A 16,994-nucleotide genomic window follows, 5' to 3' on the forward strand; every position below is an offset into this window, starting at 1 on the left:
GCCTGGCCATCCCAACGACAGCCCGCACATGTGTCCCCGGGTCGAATCAATTGCATTCTCCGAAGGCGGTTTTGCACCGTATCGGCCTATCGACAATCCCGTCTCGGAACAAGCAGGGGTGGCTGTTGGCATCGGGAAACGGCTGTTCGGGAGGGAGAGACATGAAATGTTCGGGCAAGAGAGTCCTGGCGATGACCGTCACCACGGCTGCGGTCATGGCCGGTGTGGGTGGTCTGGTCCCGGTGCACGCGCAGACGAATTGGCTCGACGAGCTGGTCGACGGGTGCCCGGATCTGTACGTCCTGGGGATGCAGGGCACGACGGAGTCCTCTCCGGATGCGCCGGTGAAGGTCGATACCGGGATGCTGTCGAACATCATGGGGCCGATGCTGGACCAGGCTCGTGAGCTGGGCGCGAGCGTCGATCGGGCCTATGTCCCGTATCCGGGTTCGTTCGGTGGCCTGACCCCCGGTGGTAGCCGGGCGTACGTCGAGTCCGTCACCGAGGGGGAGGAGAACCTGTCCCTGGCGGCGCTGAGGGTGCTCGAGCAGTGTCCGTCGACCAAGCTCGCCGTGGTCGGCTACTCCCAGGGCGCTCACGCGGCCTCGAACTTCCTGCGGTCGGTCGGCCAGGGCACCGGAGCGGTGTCGGCCGGCTCGGTCGCGGCCGGTGCGCTGTTCGGCGCGCCGACCCGCAGCGCCGGATCGGGGTTGTTCCCCGGCACCTCGCAGAGCGCCCCGTCGCCGGTTCCCGGCACCACGGGTGAAGCGGTCACGGCGCTGTCGTCGGTGGCGTTCACCGCCCCGGAAGGCGGCGGCATCGGCCCCGTCGCCGATCTGACCACGGACTACGGCACCCTTTCGGGTCGGGTGTCGTCCTGGTGCCAGACCGGTGATCTGGCGTGCGACGCCCCGGCGAACGCGCCGATCGTGCGGGCGGTGGTCAACGTCGCCGGGCAGGTCGAGGTCGGCGGTGATCCGTTCGTCGCCGTCGCCACGGTCGGCCGGGCACTGGCCTCGACGGCGTTCACCACCGCCGTCGATGTGGTCAACGAGGACATTGCGGCTCCGAAGAACGCCCTCGACGCGGTGTCGATCCAGCCGAAGAAGACCATCTCGCAGCGGTTGGCCGAAGCCTCCGATCCGCGGGCGACACCCCCGACCGGGCAGGAGGTGACCGCGGCGTTGATGAAGGTCGGGCTGATCGGCCTCAACGCGGCCGTCACGGTCGCGAAGAAGGTGCTCACCCCGGAGACGATCGCGGCGGTCGCGGCGGTCGGGCTGGCCAATCCGGCCGCGGCGTTCGGGGTGCTCGCTGCCAGGACGGTCGGTGTGCTGCCCGAGCTGGTTCCGCCGGCGACCTCGCAGCGGCTCGTGCGCCAGGCGTTCGAGGTCGTGGCGAACGAGGTCGAGGCCAACCGCGATGCCTTCGATCTGGTGGCGATGACGACGGTGCGCAACGTCGCCGCCGAGCACGGCTCCTACGGGTCGGTTCCGGCCACCGCCAGTGGGCAGGCCCCGACACGATTCGTCGCGTCCTGGCTCGCTGCGGCGGCAGCCGACCTCGACCTCGCCGCCTCCTCGGCCTCCACGTCGACGGGTCCCACCGCCTCGGCCACCACTACGGCGCGGCCGACGACCACCTCCGAGACCGTCTCGGCCACGCCGTCGCAGACGGTCGCCTCCACCACCTCGGCACCGGCCGCGGCCACGACGCATGTGGTCGAGGCGGGACCGACGGTGCTCGAGCAGGGCGGCGTCTCGGCCGCCGCACTCAACTGATTCCACGCCCCGACACACACGAGAGAGAGAAGCGATCATGAGCACACATCGCAGGGCTTCGCGGCTCGCCAAGGCGAGCGTGGTGCCCGCCACGGCCGCAGCGATCGTGGCAGCAGGGTCGGGGCTGGCCTCGGCCGCTCCGGTCGAGCTGCCCTCGCAGGGCGGGGTGACCACCCCGGCACCGTCCACCCAGGGCGGGACCACCAGCGCCCCGACGCCGGCCCCGGCTCCTCCGGCCAAGCAGATCTACTGGACGCCGCCTCCGGCGCAGCAGCGTCAGTACGCGCCGCTGCCGGACTACAACTACGACACCAACCGTTACGAGCGGCAAAGCGCTCCGCCGCCGATCGACCCACTGGCGCTGCGGGCGCCGCAGCCGGTCACCCCGGAGCCGATCTACCTCGCTCCGCCCGAGAAGATCATGATCGGCGATGTCCACGTCAACCAGCCGAACTGGGTGACCGACGACGACCGTGAACGCACCAACAACACCGCCGGTCTGATCCGCTCCGAGGTGGCCACCTTCTACACCTCGGTCGGCGTCGATGCCGGCCGTGCCGATCGGGTCGCTGCTGCGCAGATCGGTGGTGCGCTCGCCGGTGGCGTGGCCGGTGCTGCGGCCGGCGCGATTCCCGGCGCGCTGATCGGCGGCACCCTCGGCGGTATCGCCGGGGCTGCGGCCGGGGGTGTGGTGCCGCTGCCGATTCCGGTGCTGCCCGCGGTGACCACCGGGGTGGCCGGGACCGCGGCGGGCGCAGCGATCGGCGCTGCGGTCGGCGCGGTTCCCGGCGCGGTGGTCGGCGGGGCGGCCGGTCTGGCGGCCGGAACCGCGTTCGGTGCCGGGGACGACGAAGGCCAGCCCATCGAGGTGCAGCTGCCGGATGTGCACCAGAACGCGCTCACCGAGCAGGCCGATGCCACGGTCGAGCAGTGGCGCTCCTCCGGCCCGGTCGGGCAGGCCGCGGCCGACGCCGTGCGCAGCGTCGTGACCACCGCCCCGCAGGTCGATTCGCAGGCCCGCGAGTGGGTGAAGGTCCAGCCCGGTGGCGAAGGTGTCGTCGCGGGAGCGGACACCGTGCTGACCACGTTCTTCGACGGTTCGCTCGGCACTGCCGCCGAGATGATCTCGACCGCGGCCGCGGACGGCATCAACCCGGCCTGACCTGCCCGAACATCTCGCCGGTGGGGGCGGGTAGCCCCGCCCCCACCACCCGACGACGGAGGACACATTGTCGACCGGCAATCGAGGACAACTCTTCCCGGACGTGACCGAGCGGTACGGGCCGGAGCCGACTGCGAGCGACGAACGAGTGACCGGATCGGTGCACTTCCCGATCCCGGACGAGACCCTCGACGCCGCGGGGGTGCCGGCATCGGACCTCCACCCGGTCGATGCGGCCTGCGTCCCCGAACAGCCTGCTACCGACGACGAGTCGGTCATCCAGACCGACCTCGAACCGATCGTCGCTGCCGAACCCGCAGCCGAGATCGACCCGGCCCCGGTCCATCCTGCCGATCACCCAGCCCACGGCCCTGCCGGATACGACGATCAGAGCCCGGCCGACGACGAGCACGGCGGGGCCGGACACGGCGATACGGCGACCGAGGTCGACCCCTATGCAGGCGCCCCGGAGTGGGTCCGCGCCCACATTCCCCGTGGCCCGCTGATGATCCCCGAACGCACCCGTGGGGGATTGAAGTCCGCGATCGGCCGTGCCCGACCTGCTCGCCCGACCCCTGCCGCAGCTCCGGCTGCGGCTCCGGTCGAGGTCGTCGAGGAGAGGACCGCCCAGCCGGTCACCGACAGCGCCTCTGCAGCCGCGACGGCCCGCCCCGATCGATCCCGCACCTGGATGCTCGTCGGCGGCGGTGTCGCGGTGCTGGCGGTGGTCTCCGCGGCGGTGGTCACCGCGACGGTCGGCACCACCGACGAACCGCAGGTGCCGCTGCCCTCGCCGACGGCGGTGTCCTCGTCCACCACCACCTCGACGTCGACGGTCGCGGCTCCGGCGTGGTGCGCCCCGGTCACCGAGCCCGGCCGGGTCGTCGGCAACGGTCCCGGTGGCCGCGACACCGGCCCTGCGGCAATCCAGGCGTTCGAGTACGCCTACTACGTCGAGCGGGACGGCACGGCCGTCGCGGACCTGATGGTCCTGCCCGGCACCGACATTCAGACCTTCATCGACGCCGTTCCGGTCGGGACCGAGCACTGCGTGAGCGTGCTGCCGACCGAGGACCCGCACCGCTGGTCGGTCGATGTGCTGCTGAAGTTCCCGCCCGTGGGAGACGAAGGCATCCACAGACAGTGGATCACCACCCTGCCCGCCGACGGCGGGTTGAAGATCGCGAACGTGGAGAACCGATGAACAACGTTGTCGCACTGCGCCGTAGCCCGAAACTCGAGCAGCCCGAAGACCTCTCGGCCATCGTGGTGGCCGGCTCCGGCGCAGCGGGCGCGACCACCACCTGCTTCGGCCTGGCCACCGCCCTGCGCCTGGGCCTGGGCGCCGACGTCGCCGCGATCGACGGCACCTGCGGCGGCGGGAACCTGCTCGACCGGGTCGGCGTCGAACCGATCGACCCGGCCCGAGCTATCCGCCAGCTCGGCTCGCGCATGGCTCTCAGCAGCGCCGGGGCCGTCGTCGTCGGCCACGGCGACGCCACGGACACGGCGCTGGTGGACAGCCTGCTCGCCAACCGGCATCTCGCCCGCATCCACGACGTCGGAACAGCGTTGCGCTCACGGCGTCTGGCCCCGTTGCTCGAGGCCGGGGCCGCGATCGTGATCGTCGCCCCGCCCCGCGCCGAACCGCTGGCCCGGATGCGCGACGGTCTCGAATGGCTCATCGGCACCTACGGGCGCGGCGTGCTTTCGCGCACGGTGGTGTCGATCTCGCACCAGATGCCGCACCGCCTGGTGGATCTGACCCCGATCCGAGCGCACCTGGCCCCACGGGTCGCCGGCTTCGTCGAAGTGCCCTTCGATGCGACCTTGGCGCGGCCGGGCACCGTCGATCACCGCCGCCTGTCGGCCGCCTCGATCGACGCCTGGACCGACGTGCTCGACGCGTTGGGCCGCATCGAGGCCGGCGACCGCGACACCGATCACCAGGCCGGGGCGGGGGAGTTGGCATGACCACCAGAGAGCGCACCAGCGTCGAGGTGAGGGTCGATCCGTATCCGGTGGCTGCGCCCGGACCTGCAGTGTGGCTGCTCGGCGCGCACGGCGGGGCCGGGGTCTCCACCCTCGCCCAGTATTGGGACTTCGCCGAGGATGCGCGGCATCGGTGGCCGTGCGGTGACGACCGGGAAGCCGAATCGCCGTATGTGGTGGTGGTCTGCCGGGAAACCATCCAGGGCCTGTCCAGCGCCCACGATCTGATCCTCGAGCACCGCAATCGCGGGTTGGTGTGCGAGCTGCTCGGCCTGGTCACCGTGGCGAACGCGCCCGGTCAGCCCCCGAAGGAGGTGCGTCAGCTGCGCTCGATCGTCACCGGTGCGGTGGCTGCGCACTGGGTGATCGGTTGGCATCGCTTCCTGGCCTCGGCGGCCCGGTCGAGCCTGCCCACCTGGCGCGCCCTCGACGGCGTGCCGATTCGGACCAAGGGAGCCGTGATCGCGGTTCCCGAGGACGTGATCGCTGCCGGCGTCGGCATCGTCACGGCAATCCAATCCGCCCTGCCCGCCTTGTGGTCGGGGCAGTAAGACACGGAGGACACGTCATGCTTCAGACCGTCGTGGACGTTGCGTATCTCGCACAAGGTTCGGTCGACTTCGACATCAACCCGGAGGTGCCGCCGGGCGCGAACGGACTGCTCAAGCTGCTGAACTGGCTGCTGTGGGGCGTCACGCTCGCGTGCGTGGCGGCCCTGATCTTCTCGGGCGGGAAGTTCGCGTGGGAGAAGTGGCAGCACGGCTCCGGGGACTCGCCGAAGATGCTCGTCGGTGCCCTCGTCGGGGCGATCGTCGCCATCTCCGCCAACCAGATCCTCAGTGCCGTCACCAGCGCGGCATAGAGGCGGGGTCAGCGATGGAGGTGTCCGTACAGGGCGTGGTCAGCCCGCCCCCCGACGTCCTCGACGGGTTCCAGACGCTCCTGGGGTACGCGGCCGGGATCGTCTTCCTCCTGTGTGTGGCCAAGGTGATCTTCGTCGGTGCACGCCTGGCGTGGGACCACAAGCACGGGGCCGGCCTCGAATCCCCCACCGCCGCGGAGTTCCTGGCGGCGCACATCGGTGCGATCCTCGCCGGCGGTGTGGCCGCCACCCTCGCCACGATCCTGCTGGCCACCGCACAGGGGCCCCAAGCCCACCAGCTCGGAGGCGGCCATTCCCCGACCGTCATCGAGCAGCTCGAACAGATGCAGCAGCAGCAACAGCAGCAGCAATCCGATAGCGAGGAGAACGAACGATGAGGCGTCGGTGGGCGCGGGCCGTGGTGGTCGCGGTTGCTCTGGTGGCCGTGAGCTGCGGGGGATCGGAGACGACCGAGACCGCAGGGTCGAGCACCGACCCGCCGCAGATCAGCCGGTGGGTCACCGTCGGTGGCATCGAGGTGCCGATCGGCACCACCGACGGACCGCGAGGCGGTGAGTGGGAGCCGTTCGCCGGGTTCAGCCACACCCCGCAGGGTGCGGCTCTGGCGGCGATCACCCAGTCGGTGCAGCTCGCCACCGCGTCCGATCGCACCTGGCCGACGATCCTGGCCGGGGTGGCCGCCCCCGGCGAAGGCCGCGACCTGTACGCCGCCCACCGCGCTCTGGTGGAGTTTTCGGGCACCGATCCCGAGATGGTGCCGACCATCGTCGGCTACACCATCACCGACTACCGCGACACCGCCGCCACCGTCGGTGTCGTGCAGCGATTCTCCGATGACTCGCTCGCATCCTCGACCACCCAGGTGGTGTGGATCGACGACGACTGGCGACTGAACCTGCCCAGCGAGACCGCCGCCACCATCACCGCTCTCGACGGATTGCCGTCGGAGCTGGTCGATCTCGAGGAGACCCGCAAGTGACCGAGCAGAACACCACCGACTCGACCAACGAGAAGAACACTCCATCATTCGAAGCCGAGAACGAACGCGCATCGTCGGCAACCAAACTCACCATCGGATTGGCGGCCGTGGCCGTCATCGTCGTCGTCGGTGTCGTGGTCAGCCTCGTGATGGTCTTCCGAGGTGACGACGCCGAACCGCTGGTTTCTCTCGATCCGACCACCGGCAGTGGCGCCACCGCTCAGGTCGAGGGCGGTCTGTTCGAGCCGGACCCGGTGTTCGACCGGTTCGAGCGCGTTGTCTACGTGCCGCTCGACCCGAACGGGGTGATCTTGTCCGAGACCCTCGCAAGCGGGAACCGGCCTGCCGATCAGGCACCGAGCGGGGTGATGCTCGAGCGCATCCACGGCAACATGGATCTTCCGTTCTCGACCTCCGACGGTCCTACCGGGTTCACTGGCAACGGCGTGGCCACCGGCTTCGCGCGCACGGCGCAGGGAGCAGCACTGGCCGCAACCCACTACCTCTCCTACCTCCTCAGTGGAGACAACCGCGCCGAGATGGTCGCGGAAGCGGGTCACTCGTCGGACCCGACCCTGCTACTGGAGGGCGTGAGAGTGCCCGACAACACGGGGGTCTCGGCGGCGCCAATGGTCAAGGTCAATTTCAACCCAGACCTGTCGCTGGTCAAGTTCGGTGTCACCGTCGAGCGGTCCAACGGAGCGACCGAGATTCAGGTGACGAAGATTCCGATGGTGTGGCGTGAAGGCACCGGATGGGTTGTCCAGCTGGATTCTCCGGCCTTCAGCAGCGATTTCGAGCCGCTGTCCTCCGAGGGGTGGGAGCAGTGGTGGTGAACCGCGGCGTGCTCGCCGGTGTGTTCCGGCTGCTCGCCGTGCTCTGCACCGTAGCGGTGGTCGGCATCGGCGCAGCGGGCGTGGCCCTGGCACAAGAAACGGCTCCACCGGGGGACTCGTCCAGCGGCAACTTCGACAGCACCGAAGCCACAGGCGAGAGCGAGAACAATTCTGGGTTTGCCTGGGAAGAAACCCTTCTCGGGGGCGCTGCCTGTGCCAACCCTCTTGCGGCTGCCGCCAGCGGAGCACTCAATGCCTTCACAGACGCAGACGTCCCGAGTTGCGCGGATGCAGCCGGCAACATCGTCGATGCCGGAACAGGGGCGATCGCGGACGGCATCAATAATGCGGCTGCGGGCGCGGTCGAGAAGACGGCGCTGTGGATCGGCAACGCGGGTGTTGCGGTCTTGAAGTTCGCGCTCGGATGGTGGATCACCGGCACCGAGATGGACGGAGACACCTTCCAGAGGACCGTGGCGACGGTCAACGACTACACCTTCTACATCCAGGTCGCGGCCCTGTCGTTGTCGCTGATCCTGCTCGGTGGCCGACTGGCACTGGCCCGATCCGGCGCGATCCGCGACACCTCAGAAGAGGGCCTCAAGCAGATGGCCCGTGCGGCGGTGCTCGCCGGGGGAGCATCGACGCTGATCGTGCTCGGCACCGAACTGTCCGACCAGATTTCGGCCTGGTTCATGGACAGTGCGGTCGGCTCCGATCCGTCCCGCCTGACCGAAGCGATGGTGTCGATCTACCTGTACTCCGGTCCGGCCGGTGTGGGCCTGCTGTTCCTGATCGGCATCATCGGCATGCTCGGCGGGTTGGTGATGGCGTTCTTGATGCTGCTGCGCACCGGCATCCTCGTGCTCATGGCAGCGGCGCTGCCGATCGCGGGCGCGGCCGGAGGCACCAAGGTCGGCAGCCAGGCATACGAGAAGATGCTGGCCTGGACGATCGCGTTCCTGCTGGTCAAACCGGTCGGAGCGTTCGTGATCGGGGTCTCGGCGATCCTGTTCCTCGAGGCCACCCCGACCATCACCGACCCCGAGAACGGCGACGGGTTCATGGCCCTGTCCGGGGTCATCACCTTGTGCGCCGCGGCGCTGGTGCTGCCCGCCCTGATGCGGCTGATCGTCCCGAATGTCGGCGCACTCGGGGGCGGCGGCAGCGGCATGGCAGCAGCCGCCGGCGCGGCCGCAGTCGGCGCGAAGGTCGGCGGGATGATCGCCACCGGCGGTGCCAGCGGCGCAGCATCCGGTGCGGCGACTACCAGCGCCACCTCGACGACCGCCTCGAATTCTCCGAGTGGGGCTACACCGTCCGGATTCGGTGCCGCAGGTGGCGCCGGGAGTGGACAGGCAGGCGGCAATCAGAACGGAACTCCGTCCGGCGACGGCAGCGCCGCCGTCGGCAGTGGTGGCCCGCAGGGCAACGACTCGGGCACCCCCGGCGCCGCTGCGTCCGGCAGCTCCGGCGCGGGCGGTTCCGGTCACTCCGGCTCCGATGCGCCTGTGGCGACAGGGGCCGGTTACCAGTTCAACCGAGGGGGCTTCGAACAGTGAGCAACGAGCCGACATTCAACACCTACGGCAACTGGCGCCGGCCCCGCGAAACGGGCCTGCTCGGCGCCACCTTCGGCACCTCGATCGCGGCGATCGGTGCTGCGGCCACCGTCATCATCGCGGGTCTGTTCTTCGGCCTGCGGGTGTCGTTGCTGCTGGCGATCCCGGTGATCGTGTGCTTCATCCCCCTGGTCATCTCGCGTGACGGGCGTTCCGGTTACGAAAGGGCACTGATGCGATTCCAGTTCTGGCGTGGCCGCCGCCGCGGTGAGCACACCTACGCCTCGGGCACGTTCTCCCGCGTCCCGGGGCGGGCGTACCGGCTGCCCGGGGTGCTCGCCGACACCGAGCTGTACGAGGGCATCGACTCCGACGGGCGCACCTTCGGCATGATCCACATGCCCAGCCGGGGTGCCTACACCGTCGTCTTCGACGCCTACCCGCAGGGCGCGGAGGCCGTCGATCAGGACGTGATCGACCACTACGTCGGCAACTGGGCGCAGTTCCTGTCCGCGGCGGGGGAGACCTCGGACATCCTCGCGGTGGTCACCACCGTCGAAACCGTGCCCGAGACCGGCATCGAGCTGTACGAGACGGTCCACCAGAACACCCGCGCCGACGCCCCCCAGCTCGCCCGTGATGCCGCCTACCAGCTCGCCACCGGACTGACCACGGGCGGTATCCGCCTGGCTGCGAGGATCGCGCTCACCTTCGAGGCCCAGACCACCGAACGCAAACAGGACCCCTCCGAGCAGGCCGTCGAGCTCGGCCGCCGGCTGCCCGCCCTGACCGCGGCCGCGGCACGGTCCGGGGTGCCGTGCTCACCGATGGACGCGGACGAGGTCATGGCGTTCGTGCGCCGCTCCTACGATCCGGCCTCGCTCGTCGATGTCGAAGCCGGCCTGCACTCCGGCGAAGGCACCGGATTGAGCTGGGAGGACTGCGGTCCGCGCACCGCCCTCGAAAGCCCGGACGGCGGCAAGTACGTCCACGACGGTGCGGTGTCGGTGACCTGGGAGATGCGCGAAGCCCCCAAGGGCGCGGTCACCGAACGGGTGCTGGCACGTCTGTTGACGCCGAACGACGCGGTGCCGCTCAAGCGGATCTCGGTGCTCTACCGGCCGCACTCGGCCGGCGATGCCACCGACATCGCCGACCGCGACTACCGCAACGCGATGGCCGAAGCGCACGGCGGCTCGCTCAAGAACGGCTCGATCGCCTCGGCGAAGTCCCAGATCGAGGTCGCCGCCACCTCGCAAGCCCGCATGGAGCAGGCCCGCGGCGCGGGCATGGTGCGCTTCGGGGTGCTCATCACCGTCACCGAACCGGCCGGCAGCGCCGATGTGCCGAAGATCGACGCCCTGGTCGAAGACCTCTCGCGCCAGAGCCGGCTGACGATCCGCCGCTCCTGGTGCTGGCAGGCCGCCGCGTTCGCCGCCTGCCTCGGCGTCGGGGTCCTCGCCCCCGACCACACCACCATTCCCAGCTTCCTCGGCAACTGACACGCAAAGGGCTATAGGCATGAGTGCACGCAATGCCACGAGATCGTCGCGGCTGCTCACAGCGGAGAAGATCGCCAAGACTCTGCTGTCGGACGACGAGCTCTCCCGCCTCGAAGAGCAGGCCGCCACCGCAACCGGACTCAAGAAGGCATGGAAGAAAAGCCTGGTCACCCGCCAGTACAGTCGCCGGGCGACGGTGGAGCGGTTGACCCGAATCAACACCGACGGCTTCGACCGACAGGTCGCCGACCTCGACGCCCGCGGATTCGACGGCCCCGGCGGGGGCCGGATGTCCACGGTGATGCCCCCGGTCGAATACCGCGGCACGAGTGTGCAGGTCGCCGGGATCTACCCGTGGATCGTCGGGGCGAAGGCCCCGCTGCTGGGCACCCCGCTCGGCCGGCACCTGACCACCGGAGCCGCAGTCGGTTTCGATCCGCTCTACGCCTGGAAGATGAAGGCGATCACCGCCCCGTCCTGTTTCATCTGCGCCCTCAACGGCTTCGGCAAATCCACCCTGCTGCGCCGCATCGCCCTCGGCGACATCGCCCGCGGCACGCTCGTGCTCGTGCCCGGCGACGTCAAGCCGGACCTGCGGGTCCTCGCCGAGCAGGTCGGCGGGCAGGTCAGCGAGGTCGGCTACGGCACCGGCGCGATCAACCCGCTCGACCGCGGCCCGATCGGGGACGCGATCGTGAGGCTGCCCGCCGGTTCCCTCGAACGGGAGAAGGCCGAGTTCGCGCTGCATGCCCGCCAGCTCAACATGATCTGCGCGCTGCTCGAGATCGTCCGCCGCGGCCCGCTGAAGGACTTCGAGGAAACCCTGCTGGCCTCGGCGATCCGGCTGCTCTACGCACCCGGCTCGCAGTTCGACAACGCTCATGCGGCCCGGATCGAGGACCTGCTGACGCTGATCGCCGCCGGCCCGGACGAGCTGAGGGACGACGCGGTGGCCGACACCGACGAGGAATACCGCGGCCAGATCAAACCGCTGCTGCGCTCGCTGCGCGCGTTGGTCAAGGGCCGGTTCGGGGAGACCTTCAACCGGCACAGCACCGTGCGGATCGATATCGCCAAGCCGATGGTGGACCTGGACATGTCCTCGGTGCCGCCGGGGGACGAGTTGATGCGGGCCGCGGTGTTGCTCGCCGGCTGGAACGAGGCGTTCGCGGCGGTGGAGGCGGCGCACATCCTGGCCGACAACAAGGTGCCCGGCGCGAAGTCGATCGCGGCGCACATCATCTTGGACGAGGTCTGGCAGGTGATCCAGACCGGCAGCTCGGCGGTGGCGCGCCTGGATGCGGTGCAGCGGTTGCAGCGGTCGATGGGTGTGGCGATGACGCTGGTCACCCACTCGTTGGCGGACTTCGAGAAGGTCGGGGCGTTGGGCATGATCGAACGCTCCCGCGCCCGGATCGTCGGCCCGGTCCCCGAGGCCGAACTCGACCGCCTCGGGAAGTTCATGAAGTTCTCGCAGGCAGAACGCGCGATGGTCACCGGCTGGGCCAACGACAGCACCTCCTCGGTGGAGGAGAAGAAGGCACTGCGCCAAGCCCGCCGCAAGGCGCTGGCCTCGGCTGACGGTGCTCCCGGCGTGGCGGACAGCACGCGCACCGCGGCCGGTGTCGGGCATTTTCTGCTCAAGCTCGGCGAGGGCGCGACGCCGGGCACGCCGTTCAAGGTGTGGGTGCCCCAGGCGGAGAAGGACTCCGGGATTCACGACACCGATGCCCGTCTGCGGGCCGCCGACGAAGACCGGGGCACGGAGTTCGCAGCATGAGCCGGCGTCAGCGTCCCGGCACTCGCCGGTACACCCTGGTCGACGAGCTCACCCGTGAGGCCGCGATCGAGGCGGTCCTTCAGCGCATGCAGGCCGGGGACAGCTTCACCGCCGCGACGCGAGCTGCCGCGGCGCAGCTGGATGTGGCCGAGACGACGGTGCGGGGCTGGGTCAACCGCTCCGGCCGTCGCCCGCGCCGCACCGAACGCGATGTCGCCGCGTTGGAAGCGGAGCTGGCGCTGGCGCAGGAGCTGAACCGGGCGTTGGCGCGCACGCACGGGGTCGTGGTCGAGGATCTGAGCCTGCGGTGACCGACAAGGGGGGCACCGGGCTGATCGCGCTGATCCTGGCGCTCACACTCATTCCGTTCTTCCTGCTCCTCGTGCTGGTGATGGGGATCCAGGACGAACAAGACCGCGAGAACGGCACGACCTGCCTCGGCCCCGGTTCGGGTGTGGGGTCGGGGGACCGGCTCGCCCCGAGGGGCTCGTTCCTCAAGCCGGTCGATCCCTCCGCGGTCACCCTCACCTCCGGGTTCGGTGAGCGGTGGGGGACCCAGCATCAGGGCATCGACCTGGCCGGCGCCGTCGGCACCCCCATCTATGCCTCGGCCGACGCGGTGGTGCGCCATGCCGGCCCCGCCAGCGGGTTCGGGCAGTGGGTGGTCCTCGACCACGTGCAGGGTGGGCAGATCGTGTCCACCGTGTACGGGCACATCGACACCTACACCGTCGCCGCCGGTGAGCAGGTCCGCGCCGGTCAGCAGATCGCCACCCTGGGCAACCGCGGGGAATCGACCGGCCCGCACCTGCACTGGGAACTCTGGCCCGGCGGCTGGGGCACCGAAGCGGTGGACCCGCTGCCGTACTACGACGCCGCCCCCGCACCGGGACAGTCCTCGGCCGGGCCGACCACCTCGGTTCCGCCGGCCCCGTCCCAGGGGAATCTGGCGCAGCCGTTGCCGCCGTCGGCCGGCTCCGAGCAGGGCCTACAGGTCGATGCGAAAAAGGTCGCTCGCGCAGCCCACCTGAAGTTCGGCGACCGGATCGGGGGTATCGGCGGCTGGCGCCCAGGCGGCGGTTACGCGACCGATCACACCGAAGGCCGGGCCATCGATGTGATGATCCCGCACCACCGCTCCGGCGACGGGGTGGCGCTCGGGGACGAGATCACCGACTTCGTCCTGGCCAATGCGGCGTTCTTCGACGTCGAATACGTGATCTGGCGGCAGACCTACTACCCCGTCGGCGGTGCCCCGAGCCTGATGGAGGACCGCGGCAGCGAGACCCAGAACCACTACGACCACGTGCACGTGTCCGTCCGGGGTCAGGGCACCGACGAGAGGTTGGTGTCGTGGGGATCGCTGCCCGGCGGCAGCGGCAACGCCACCGCCGCGGCCGCCGACTGCCGCATCTCCGGCGAGGGCATCGGCGACCGGCTCGCCGACGGCACGGTGCCGGACGAGTTCGTGCCGTGGATCGAGCGGGCCGGGTCGATCTGCCCGCAGATCACGCCGTCGCTGCTCGCCGCGCAACTCTCGGCCGAGAACGGCTTCCGCCACGGGGACACCGCCCCGGTGTCGGTCACGGGAGCGAGGGGACCGGCGCAGTTCATGCCGGGCACGTGGGCGAGCTACGGCCAGGACTACGACGGCGACGGCCGGGTCGATGTGAACAGCATCGGCGATGCGGTCATGGCGCAAGGGCATTACATGTGCACCATCGCCGTCACCGTCGACGGCTGGATCGACGAGGGCACGGTCAGTGCCCCGAACGGGCGGACCGAGCTGTACCTGGCCGGCTACAACGCCGGCGAAGGCGCGGTCCTGGCCTCCGGGGGCTTCCCGACCGGACACACCGACTACGTGGTCCAGACCCGCCCCTACGCCGACACGATCCTCGCCGCCGAACCGCAGTACCGGGCGATGGGCAACCAGTGAAAAGAGGTAAGCCCGTGAGGATCACACGAGTCACCGTCGCGGCGGTGTGCACCGCGGCCGCCGTCGCGTTGGCGGGCTGCGGCAGCGACACCCCCGACGGCCAGCACGTTCATGAGGGCAGCGACGACCACCAGGTGATCGAGCCGCTCTCGCCGCAACAGATCGACGCCGACGACACCGCGATCACGGCGATGCAGATGATCCTGTCCTGGCAGCCCGCGATCGACGAGAGCAAGGCCGACGCCCTGATCCGGGCCACGGCGTATCTCGGCGGGGACCTGCTCGCCGTCGCCGAATCCGGCACCCGTGCCGAGGTACGCCCGGATGCGGACTGGCAGCAGTGGGCGGCCTCGAAGGACGCGGTGGCCGCGACCTGTGTGCGGGCCGCCTCGACCCCGGCCGCCCCGGCCGGGATGCGCACCCTCGTCCTCGACGTGACTTGCACCCAGACGGTGCTGCACGCCAGCGGGCGCAGCACCCGCCTGACGCCGCAGACCTGGCGCACCACCGTCACCCGCACCGACGACGGGTGGCGCCTGACCGACTACCGATTCCAGCAGTAGAAGGGGCGCACGACCATGCCACAGACGCGACGCGATCGGCCCCGCACCTCCTCCAGCGCCGACGAGGTGTTCCTCGAGGCACTTTCCGCCCTGGTGGTCGTGGCGTACCTGCCGACGATCGCCTACAACACCGGCGGGGGAGAGAACCCCACCTGGAACCCGATCGGCCTGTTCTTCGCCCTGGCATTGGGGTCGACCAACTGGCCGCCGGGGGCGACGATCGTCCTGATCCTCGAGGTGCTCATGGTCGCGGCGATCGTGGGCGCGAGCTGGTGGGCGCTGCGCCGGTTCGGGGTGCTCGAGCACCGTCGAGGCACGCGGTTCGAAAAGCGCATCGATCGTCTCGCCCGCACGATGGTCGACACAAAGGAGGTCGACGAGGCCGACCCGACGTACCTCGCGGCCAGCGCCGCCCAGCTCGCCCCGGCGATCCCGACCGACCATCCCGGCTACCTCGGTATCCCGCTCGGACACACGGTTGTCGGCAACCGCACCTTGCGGATGACCTGGGAATTCGTGGCGATCGCGTTCGCCGGTGCCCGGATGGGCAAATCCGCATCGTTCGCGATCCCGGCGATCTGCCACGCCCCCGGGGCGGCGCTGGTGGCCTCCAACCGCGGGGATGTCTACTCGCACACCGTCGGGATCCGCCGCCAGAGCGGGCGGGTGTGGGTGTTCGACCTGCAAGGGGTGAGCACCGGCAACCGGCAGCAGCGAGCCACGTTCTGGTTCGATCCGCTGCGCACCGTCACCGACCTGCCCTCTGCTGCGGCGGTGTGCGGCTACTTCGTCTCCGCCGCCACCGATGCCGGTGCCCGTGTCGATGCCTACTTCGACGGCAACGCCCGGGATCTGTTCGCCTCCTACCTGCTCGCCGCCGCGCTGGCCGGCGGGGACATCCGGCATGTGGTCGAGTGGCTGACCCACACCCAGTCGCAGATCCCCCCGGCGGTGCTCGAGCAGCACGGCTACCCGGAACTCGCCCGCACGATGCGCGGTAAGCAGGCCGTCAACGCCAAACAGCGCGACGGCTTCTACGACATGGCCCGGCGATTCCTCTCGCCGTTGGACGAGCCTCGCTACGCCGAAGCGGTCCTGCCGAACCGGCGGGTGGTCATCGGCACCGACCAAACCGGCCAGGTCACCGTCACACCCGGCCAGCACATCCACGACCTGCCGGAATTCCTCGCGGACGAGTTCGTCCGCCGCACGGACACGATGTATGCGCTGTCGAAGGACGGCCCCGGCTCGTCCTCGGCGATCTCGAGTGCCCTGGTCGGCCAGATCCTGACCTGCGCGGAGGAATACTCCGAGCAGCAGGCATCCGAACGGATGCCGATGCCGTTGACGGCGGTGCTCGACGAGGCCGCCAACATCTGCAAGATCGAGGACCTGCCGCGCTGGTATTCGCACTTCGGTGGCCGCGGGATCATCCTCATCACCTTCTTCCAGTCCCCCTCCCAGGGCGAGAAGGTCTGGGGACGCGAAGCCTTCAAGTCCATGGTCGATGCGTGCAGCGTGATCTGGTACGGCGGCAACGTCGAAGACGACGCGTTCCTGTCCGGCCTGGTCGATGCCGTCGGCACCCACTACGTCGACACCGAATCCCGCAGTCGCCCCGCCAGCTTCTTCTCCAGCAGCCAGGCGAGCGTGTCGAGCAGCTGGCAGAAGGAAACCATCTTCGAAAAGCGGGACCTGCGGGCACTACCGAAAACCCGTGCCCTGGTCACCATCGGTGGCAGCACCCCGATCCTGATCCGCAAAGCGTTCTGGGGTGACTCACCGTTCGCCGAGGCGATCCGCCAGTCCAAGCGGAACAGCCAGCAACTCCCACCTCCCCAGCAGAAGGCCCTGCCCGCCGGATACTCCGACCGGCCGGTGGCCGACCGTCCCCCGCAGACAACCGAGGACAACTACCCCTCAAGGGAGCAGACGACCGTGGCCGACGTGCCCGTCGTGGAGTCTTCCCGCACTGCTGCCCTGTTTACGTCCGAGTTCATGTCGAAGGAATGAGC

At 69.8% G+C, this 16,994-nt stretch carries 16 protein-coding genes; all 16 read left to right on the plus strand.

Features of this window, described 5'->3' with window-relative positions:
* The first annotated feature begins 191 nt into the window (after positions 1–191).
* The 16 genes from QNA09_RS00120 (at position 192) to QNA09_RS00195 (ending at position 16,992) form a co-directional block, all read left to right on the plus strand.
* Entirely contained in the window at positions 192–1,781 is a 1,590-nt protein-coding gene (locus QNA09_RS00120; RefSeq protein WP_308071934.1) for a cutinase family protein, read from the plus strand.
* Between the two features lie 37 nt (positions 1,782–1,818).
* Positions 1,819–2,943: an insoluble domain protein gene (locus tag QNA09_RS00125; RefSeq protein WP_308071935.1), complete on the plus strand. Its 1,125-nt coding sequence runs from the start codon at positions 1,819–1,821 to the stop codon at positions 2,941–2,943.
* Positions 2,944–3,046: 103 nt separating this feature from the next.
* Positions 3,047–4,147, plus strand: coding sequence for a hypothetical protein (locus tag QNA09_RS00130; RefSeq protein ID WP_308071936.1), 1,101 nt, complete (start codon positions 3,047–3,049; stop codon positions 4,145–4,147).
* A complete protein-coding gene (locus QNA09_RS00135; protein WP_308071937.1) occupies positions 4,144–4,917 on the plus strand; it encodes a hypothetical protein in 774 nt (257 codons plus the stop codon). Before QNA09_RS00130 ends, QNA09_RS00135 begins: the two co-directional genes overlap by 4 nt.
* On the plus strand, positions 4,914–5,486 hold the full coding sequence (locus tag QNA09_RS00140; RefSeq protein ID WP_308071938.1) for a hypothetical protein: 573 nt from the start codon (positions 4,914–4,916) through the stop codon (positions 5,484–5,486). The genes QNA09_RS00135 and QNA09_RS00140 overlap by 4 nt, the downstream gene beginning before the upstream one ends.
* Before the next feature lie 17 nt (positions 5,487–5,503).
* Positions 5,504–5,797, plus strand: coding sequence for a hypothetical protein (locus QNA09_RS00145; RefSeq protein ID WP_006934612.1), 294 nt, complete (start codon positions 5,504–5,506; stop codon positions 5,795–5,797).
* Between the two features lie 14 nt (positions 5,798–5,811).
* Positions 5,812–6,195 (plus strand): hypothetical protein, encoded by a 384-nt coding sequence (locus tag QNA09_RS00150; RefSeq protein ID WP_308071939.1) that lies wholly within the window; start codon positions 5,812–5,814, stop codon positions 6,193–6,195.
* Positions 6,192–6,797 carry a hypothetical protein gene (locus QNA09_RS00155; protein ID WP_308071940.1) on the plus strand — a complete coding sequence of 202 codons (606 nt, stop codon included), beginning with the start codon at positions 6,192–6,194 and terminating at the stop codon, positions 6,795–6,797. Before QNA09_RS00150 ends, QNA09_RS00155 begins: the two co-directional genes overlap by 4 nt.
* The gene (locus tag QNA09_RS00160) at positions 6,794–7,633 is read left to right on the plus strand and encodes a hypothetical protein (RefSeq protein ID WP_308071941.1); all 840 of its coding nucleotides are present in this window, start codon (positions 6,794–6,796) and stop codon (positions 7,631–7,633) included. Before QNA09_RS00155 ends, QNA09_RS00160 begins: the two co-directional genes overlap by 4 nt.
* Positions 7,624–9,195 (plus strand): hypothetical protein, encoded by a 1,572-nt coding sequence (locus QNA09_RS00165; protein ID WP_308071956.1) that lies wholly within the window; start codon positions 7,624–7,626, stop codon positions 9,193–9,195. The genes QNA09_RS00160 and QNA09_RS00165 overlap by 10 nt, the downstream gene beginning before the upstream one ends.
* The gene (locus QNA09_RS00170; RefSeq protein WP_308071942.1) at positions 9,192–10,697 is read left to right on the plus strand and encodes an SCO6880 family protein; all 1,506 of its coding nucleotides are present in this window, start codon (positions 9,192–9,194) and stop codon (positions 10,695–10,697) included. Before QNA09_RS00165 ends, QNA09_RS00170 begins: the two co-directional genes overlap by 4 nt.
* 19 nt (positions 10,698–10,716) lie before the next feature.
* Positions 10,717–12,477 carry an ATP-binding protein gene (locus QNA09_RS00175; RefSeq protein WP_237211632.1) on the plus strand — a complete coding sequence of 587 codons (1,761 nt, stop codon included), beginning with the start codon at positions 10,717–10,719 and terminating at the stop codon, positions 12,475–12,477.
* A complete protein-coding gene (locus QNA09_RS00180; protein WP_308071943.1) occupies positions 12,474–12,788 on the plus strand; it encodes a hypothetical protein in 315 nt (104 codons plus the stop codon). The genes QNA09_RS00175 and QNA09_RS00180 overlap by 4 nt, the downstream gene beginning before the upstream one ends.
* The gene (locus QNA09_RS00185) at positions 12,785–14,416 is read left to right on the plus strand and encodes a peptidoglycan DD-metalloendopeptidase family protein (protein WP_237211631.1); all 1,632 of its coding nucleotides are present in this window, start codon (positions 12,785–12,787) and stop codon (positions 14,414–14,416) included. Before QNA09_RS00180 ends, QNA09_RS00185 begins: the two co-directional genes overlap by 4 nt.
* A gap of 14 nt (positions 14,417–14,430) precedes the next feature.
* The gene (locus QNA09_RS00190; protein WP_308071944.1) at positions 14,431–14,979 is read left to right on the plus strand and encodes a hypothetical protein; all 549 of its coding nucleotides are present in this window, start codon (positions 14,431–14,433) and stop codon (positions 14,977–14,979) included.
* Positions 14,980–14,994: 15 nt separating this feature from the next.
* Positions 14,995–16,992: a TraM recognition domain-containing protein gene (locus QNA09_RS00195; RefSeq protein WP_308071945.1), complete on the plus strand. Its 1,998-nt coding sequence runs from the start codon at positions 14,995–14,997 to the stop codon at positions 16,990–16,992.
* Positions 16,993–16,994: the final 2 nt, after the last annotated feature.

The organism is Rhodococcus sp. AH-ZY2 (genome assembly GCF_030916465.1).
GTDB classification, from domain to species: Bacteria; Actinomycetota; Actinomycetes; order Mycobacteriales; family Mycobacteriaceae; genus Rhodococcus; species Rhodococcus ruber.

What these genes read in the sequence shown, in the direction of transcription:
- QNA09_RS00120 (WP_308071934.1), top strand. Translation starts at nt 192, where the DNA reads ATGACCGTCACCACGGCTGCGGTCATGGCCGGTGTGGGTGGTCTGGTC.
- QNA09_RS00125 (WP_308071935.1), top strand. Translation starts at nt 1,819, where the DNA reads ATGAGCACACATCGCAGGGCTTCGCGGCTCGCCAAGGCGAGCGTGGTG.
- QNA09_RS00135 (WP_308071937.1), top strand. Translation starts at nt 4,144, where the DNA reads ATGAACAACGTTGTCGCACTGCGCCGTAGCCCGAAACTCGAGCAGCCC.
- QNA09_RS00140 (WP_308071938.1), top strand. Translation starts at nt 4,914, where the DNA reads ATGACCACCAGAGAGCGCACCAGCGTCGAGGTGAGGGTCGATCCGTAT.
- QNA09_RS00145 (WP_006934612.1), top strand. Translation starts at nt 5,504, where the DNA reads ATGCTTCAGACCGTCGTGGACGTTGCGTATCTCGCACAAGGTTCGGTC.
- QNA09_RS00150 (WP_308071939.1), top strand. Translation starts at nt 5,812, where the DNA reads ATGGAGGTGTCCGTACAGGGCGTGGTCAGCCCGCCCCCCGACGTCCTC.
- QNA09_RS00155 (WP_308071940.1), top strand. Translation starts at nt 6,192, where the DNA reads ATGAGGCGTCGGTGGGCGCGGGCCGTGGTGGTCGCGGTTGCTCTGGTG.
- QNA09_RS00175 (WP_237211632.1), top strand. Translation starts at nt 10,717, where the DNA reads ATGAGTGCACGCAATGCCACGAGATCGTCGCGGCTGCTCACAGCGGAG.
- QNA09_RS00180 (WP_308071943.1), top strand. Translation starts at nt 12,474, where the DNA reads ATGAGCCGGCGTCAGCGTCCCGGCACTCGCCGGTACACCCTGGTCGAC.
- QNA09_RS00195 (WP_308071945.1), top strand. Translation starts at nt 14,995, where the DNA reads ATGCCACAGACGCGACGCGATCGGCCCCGCACCTCCTCCAGCGCCGAC.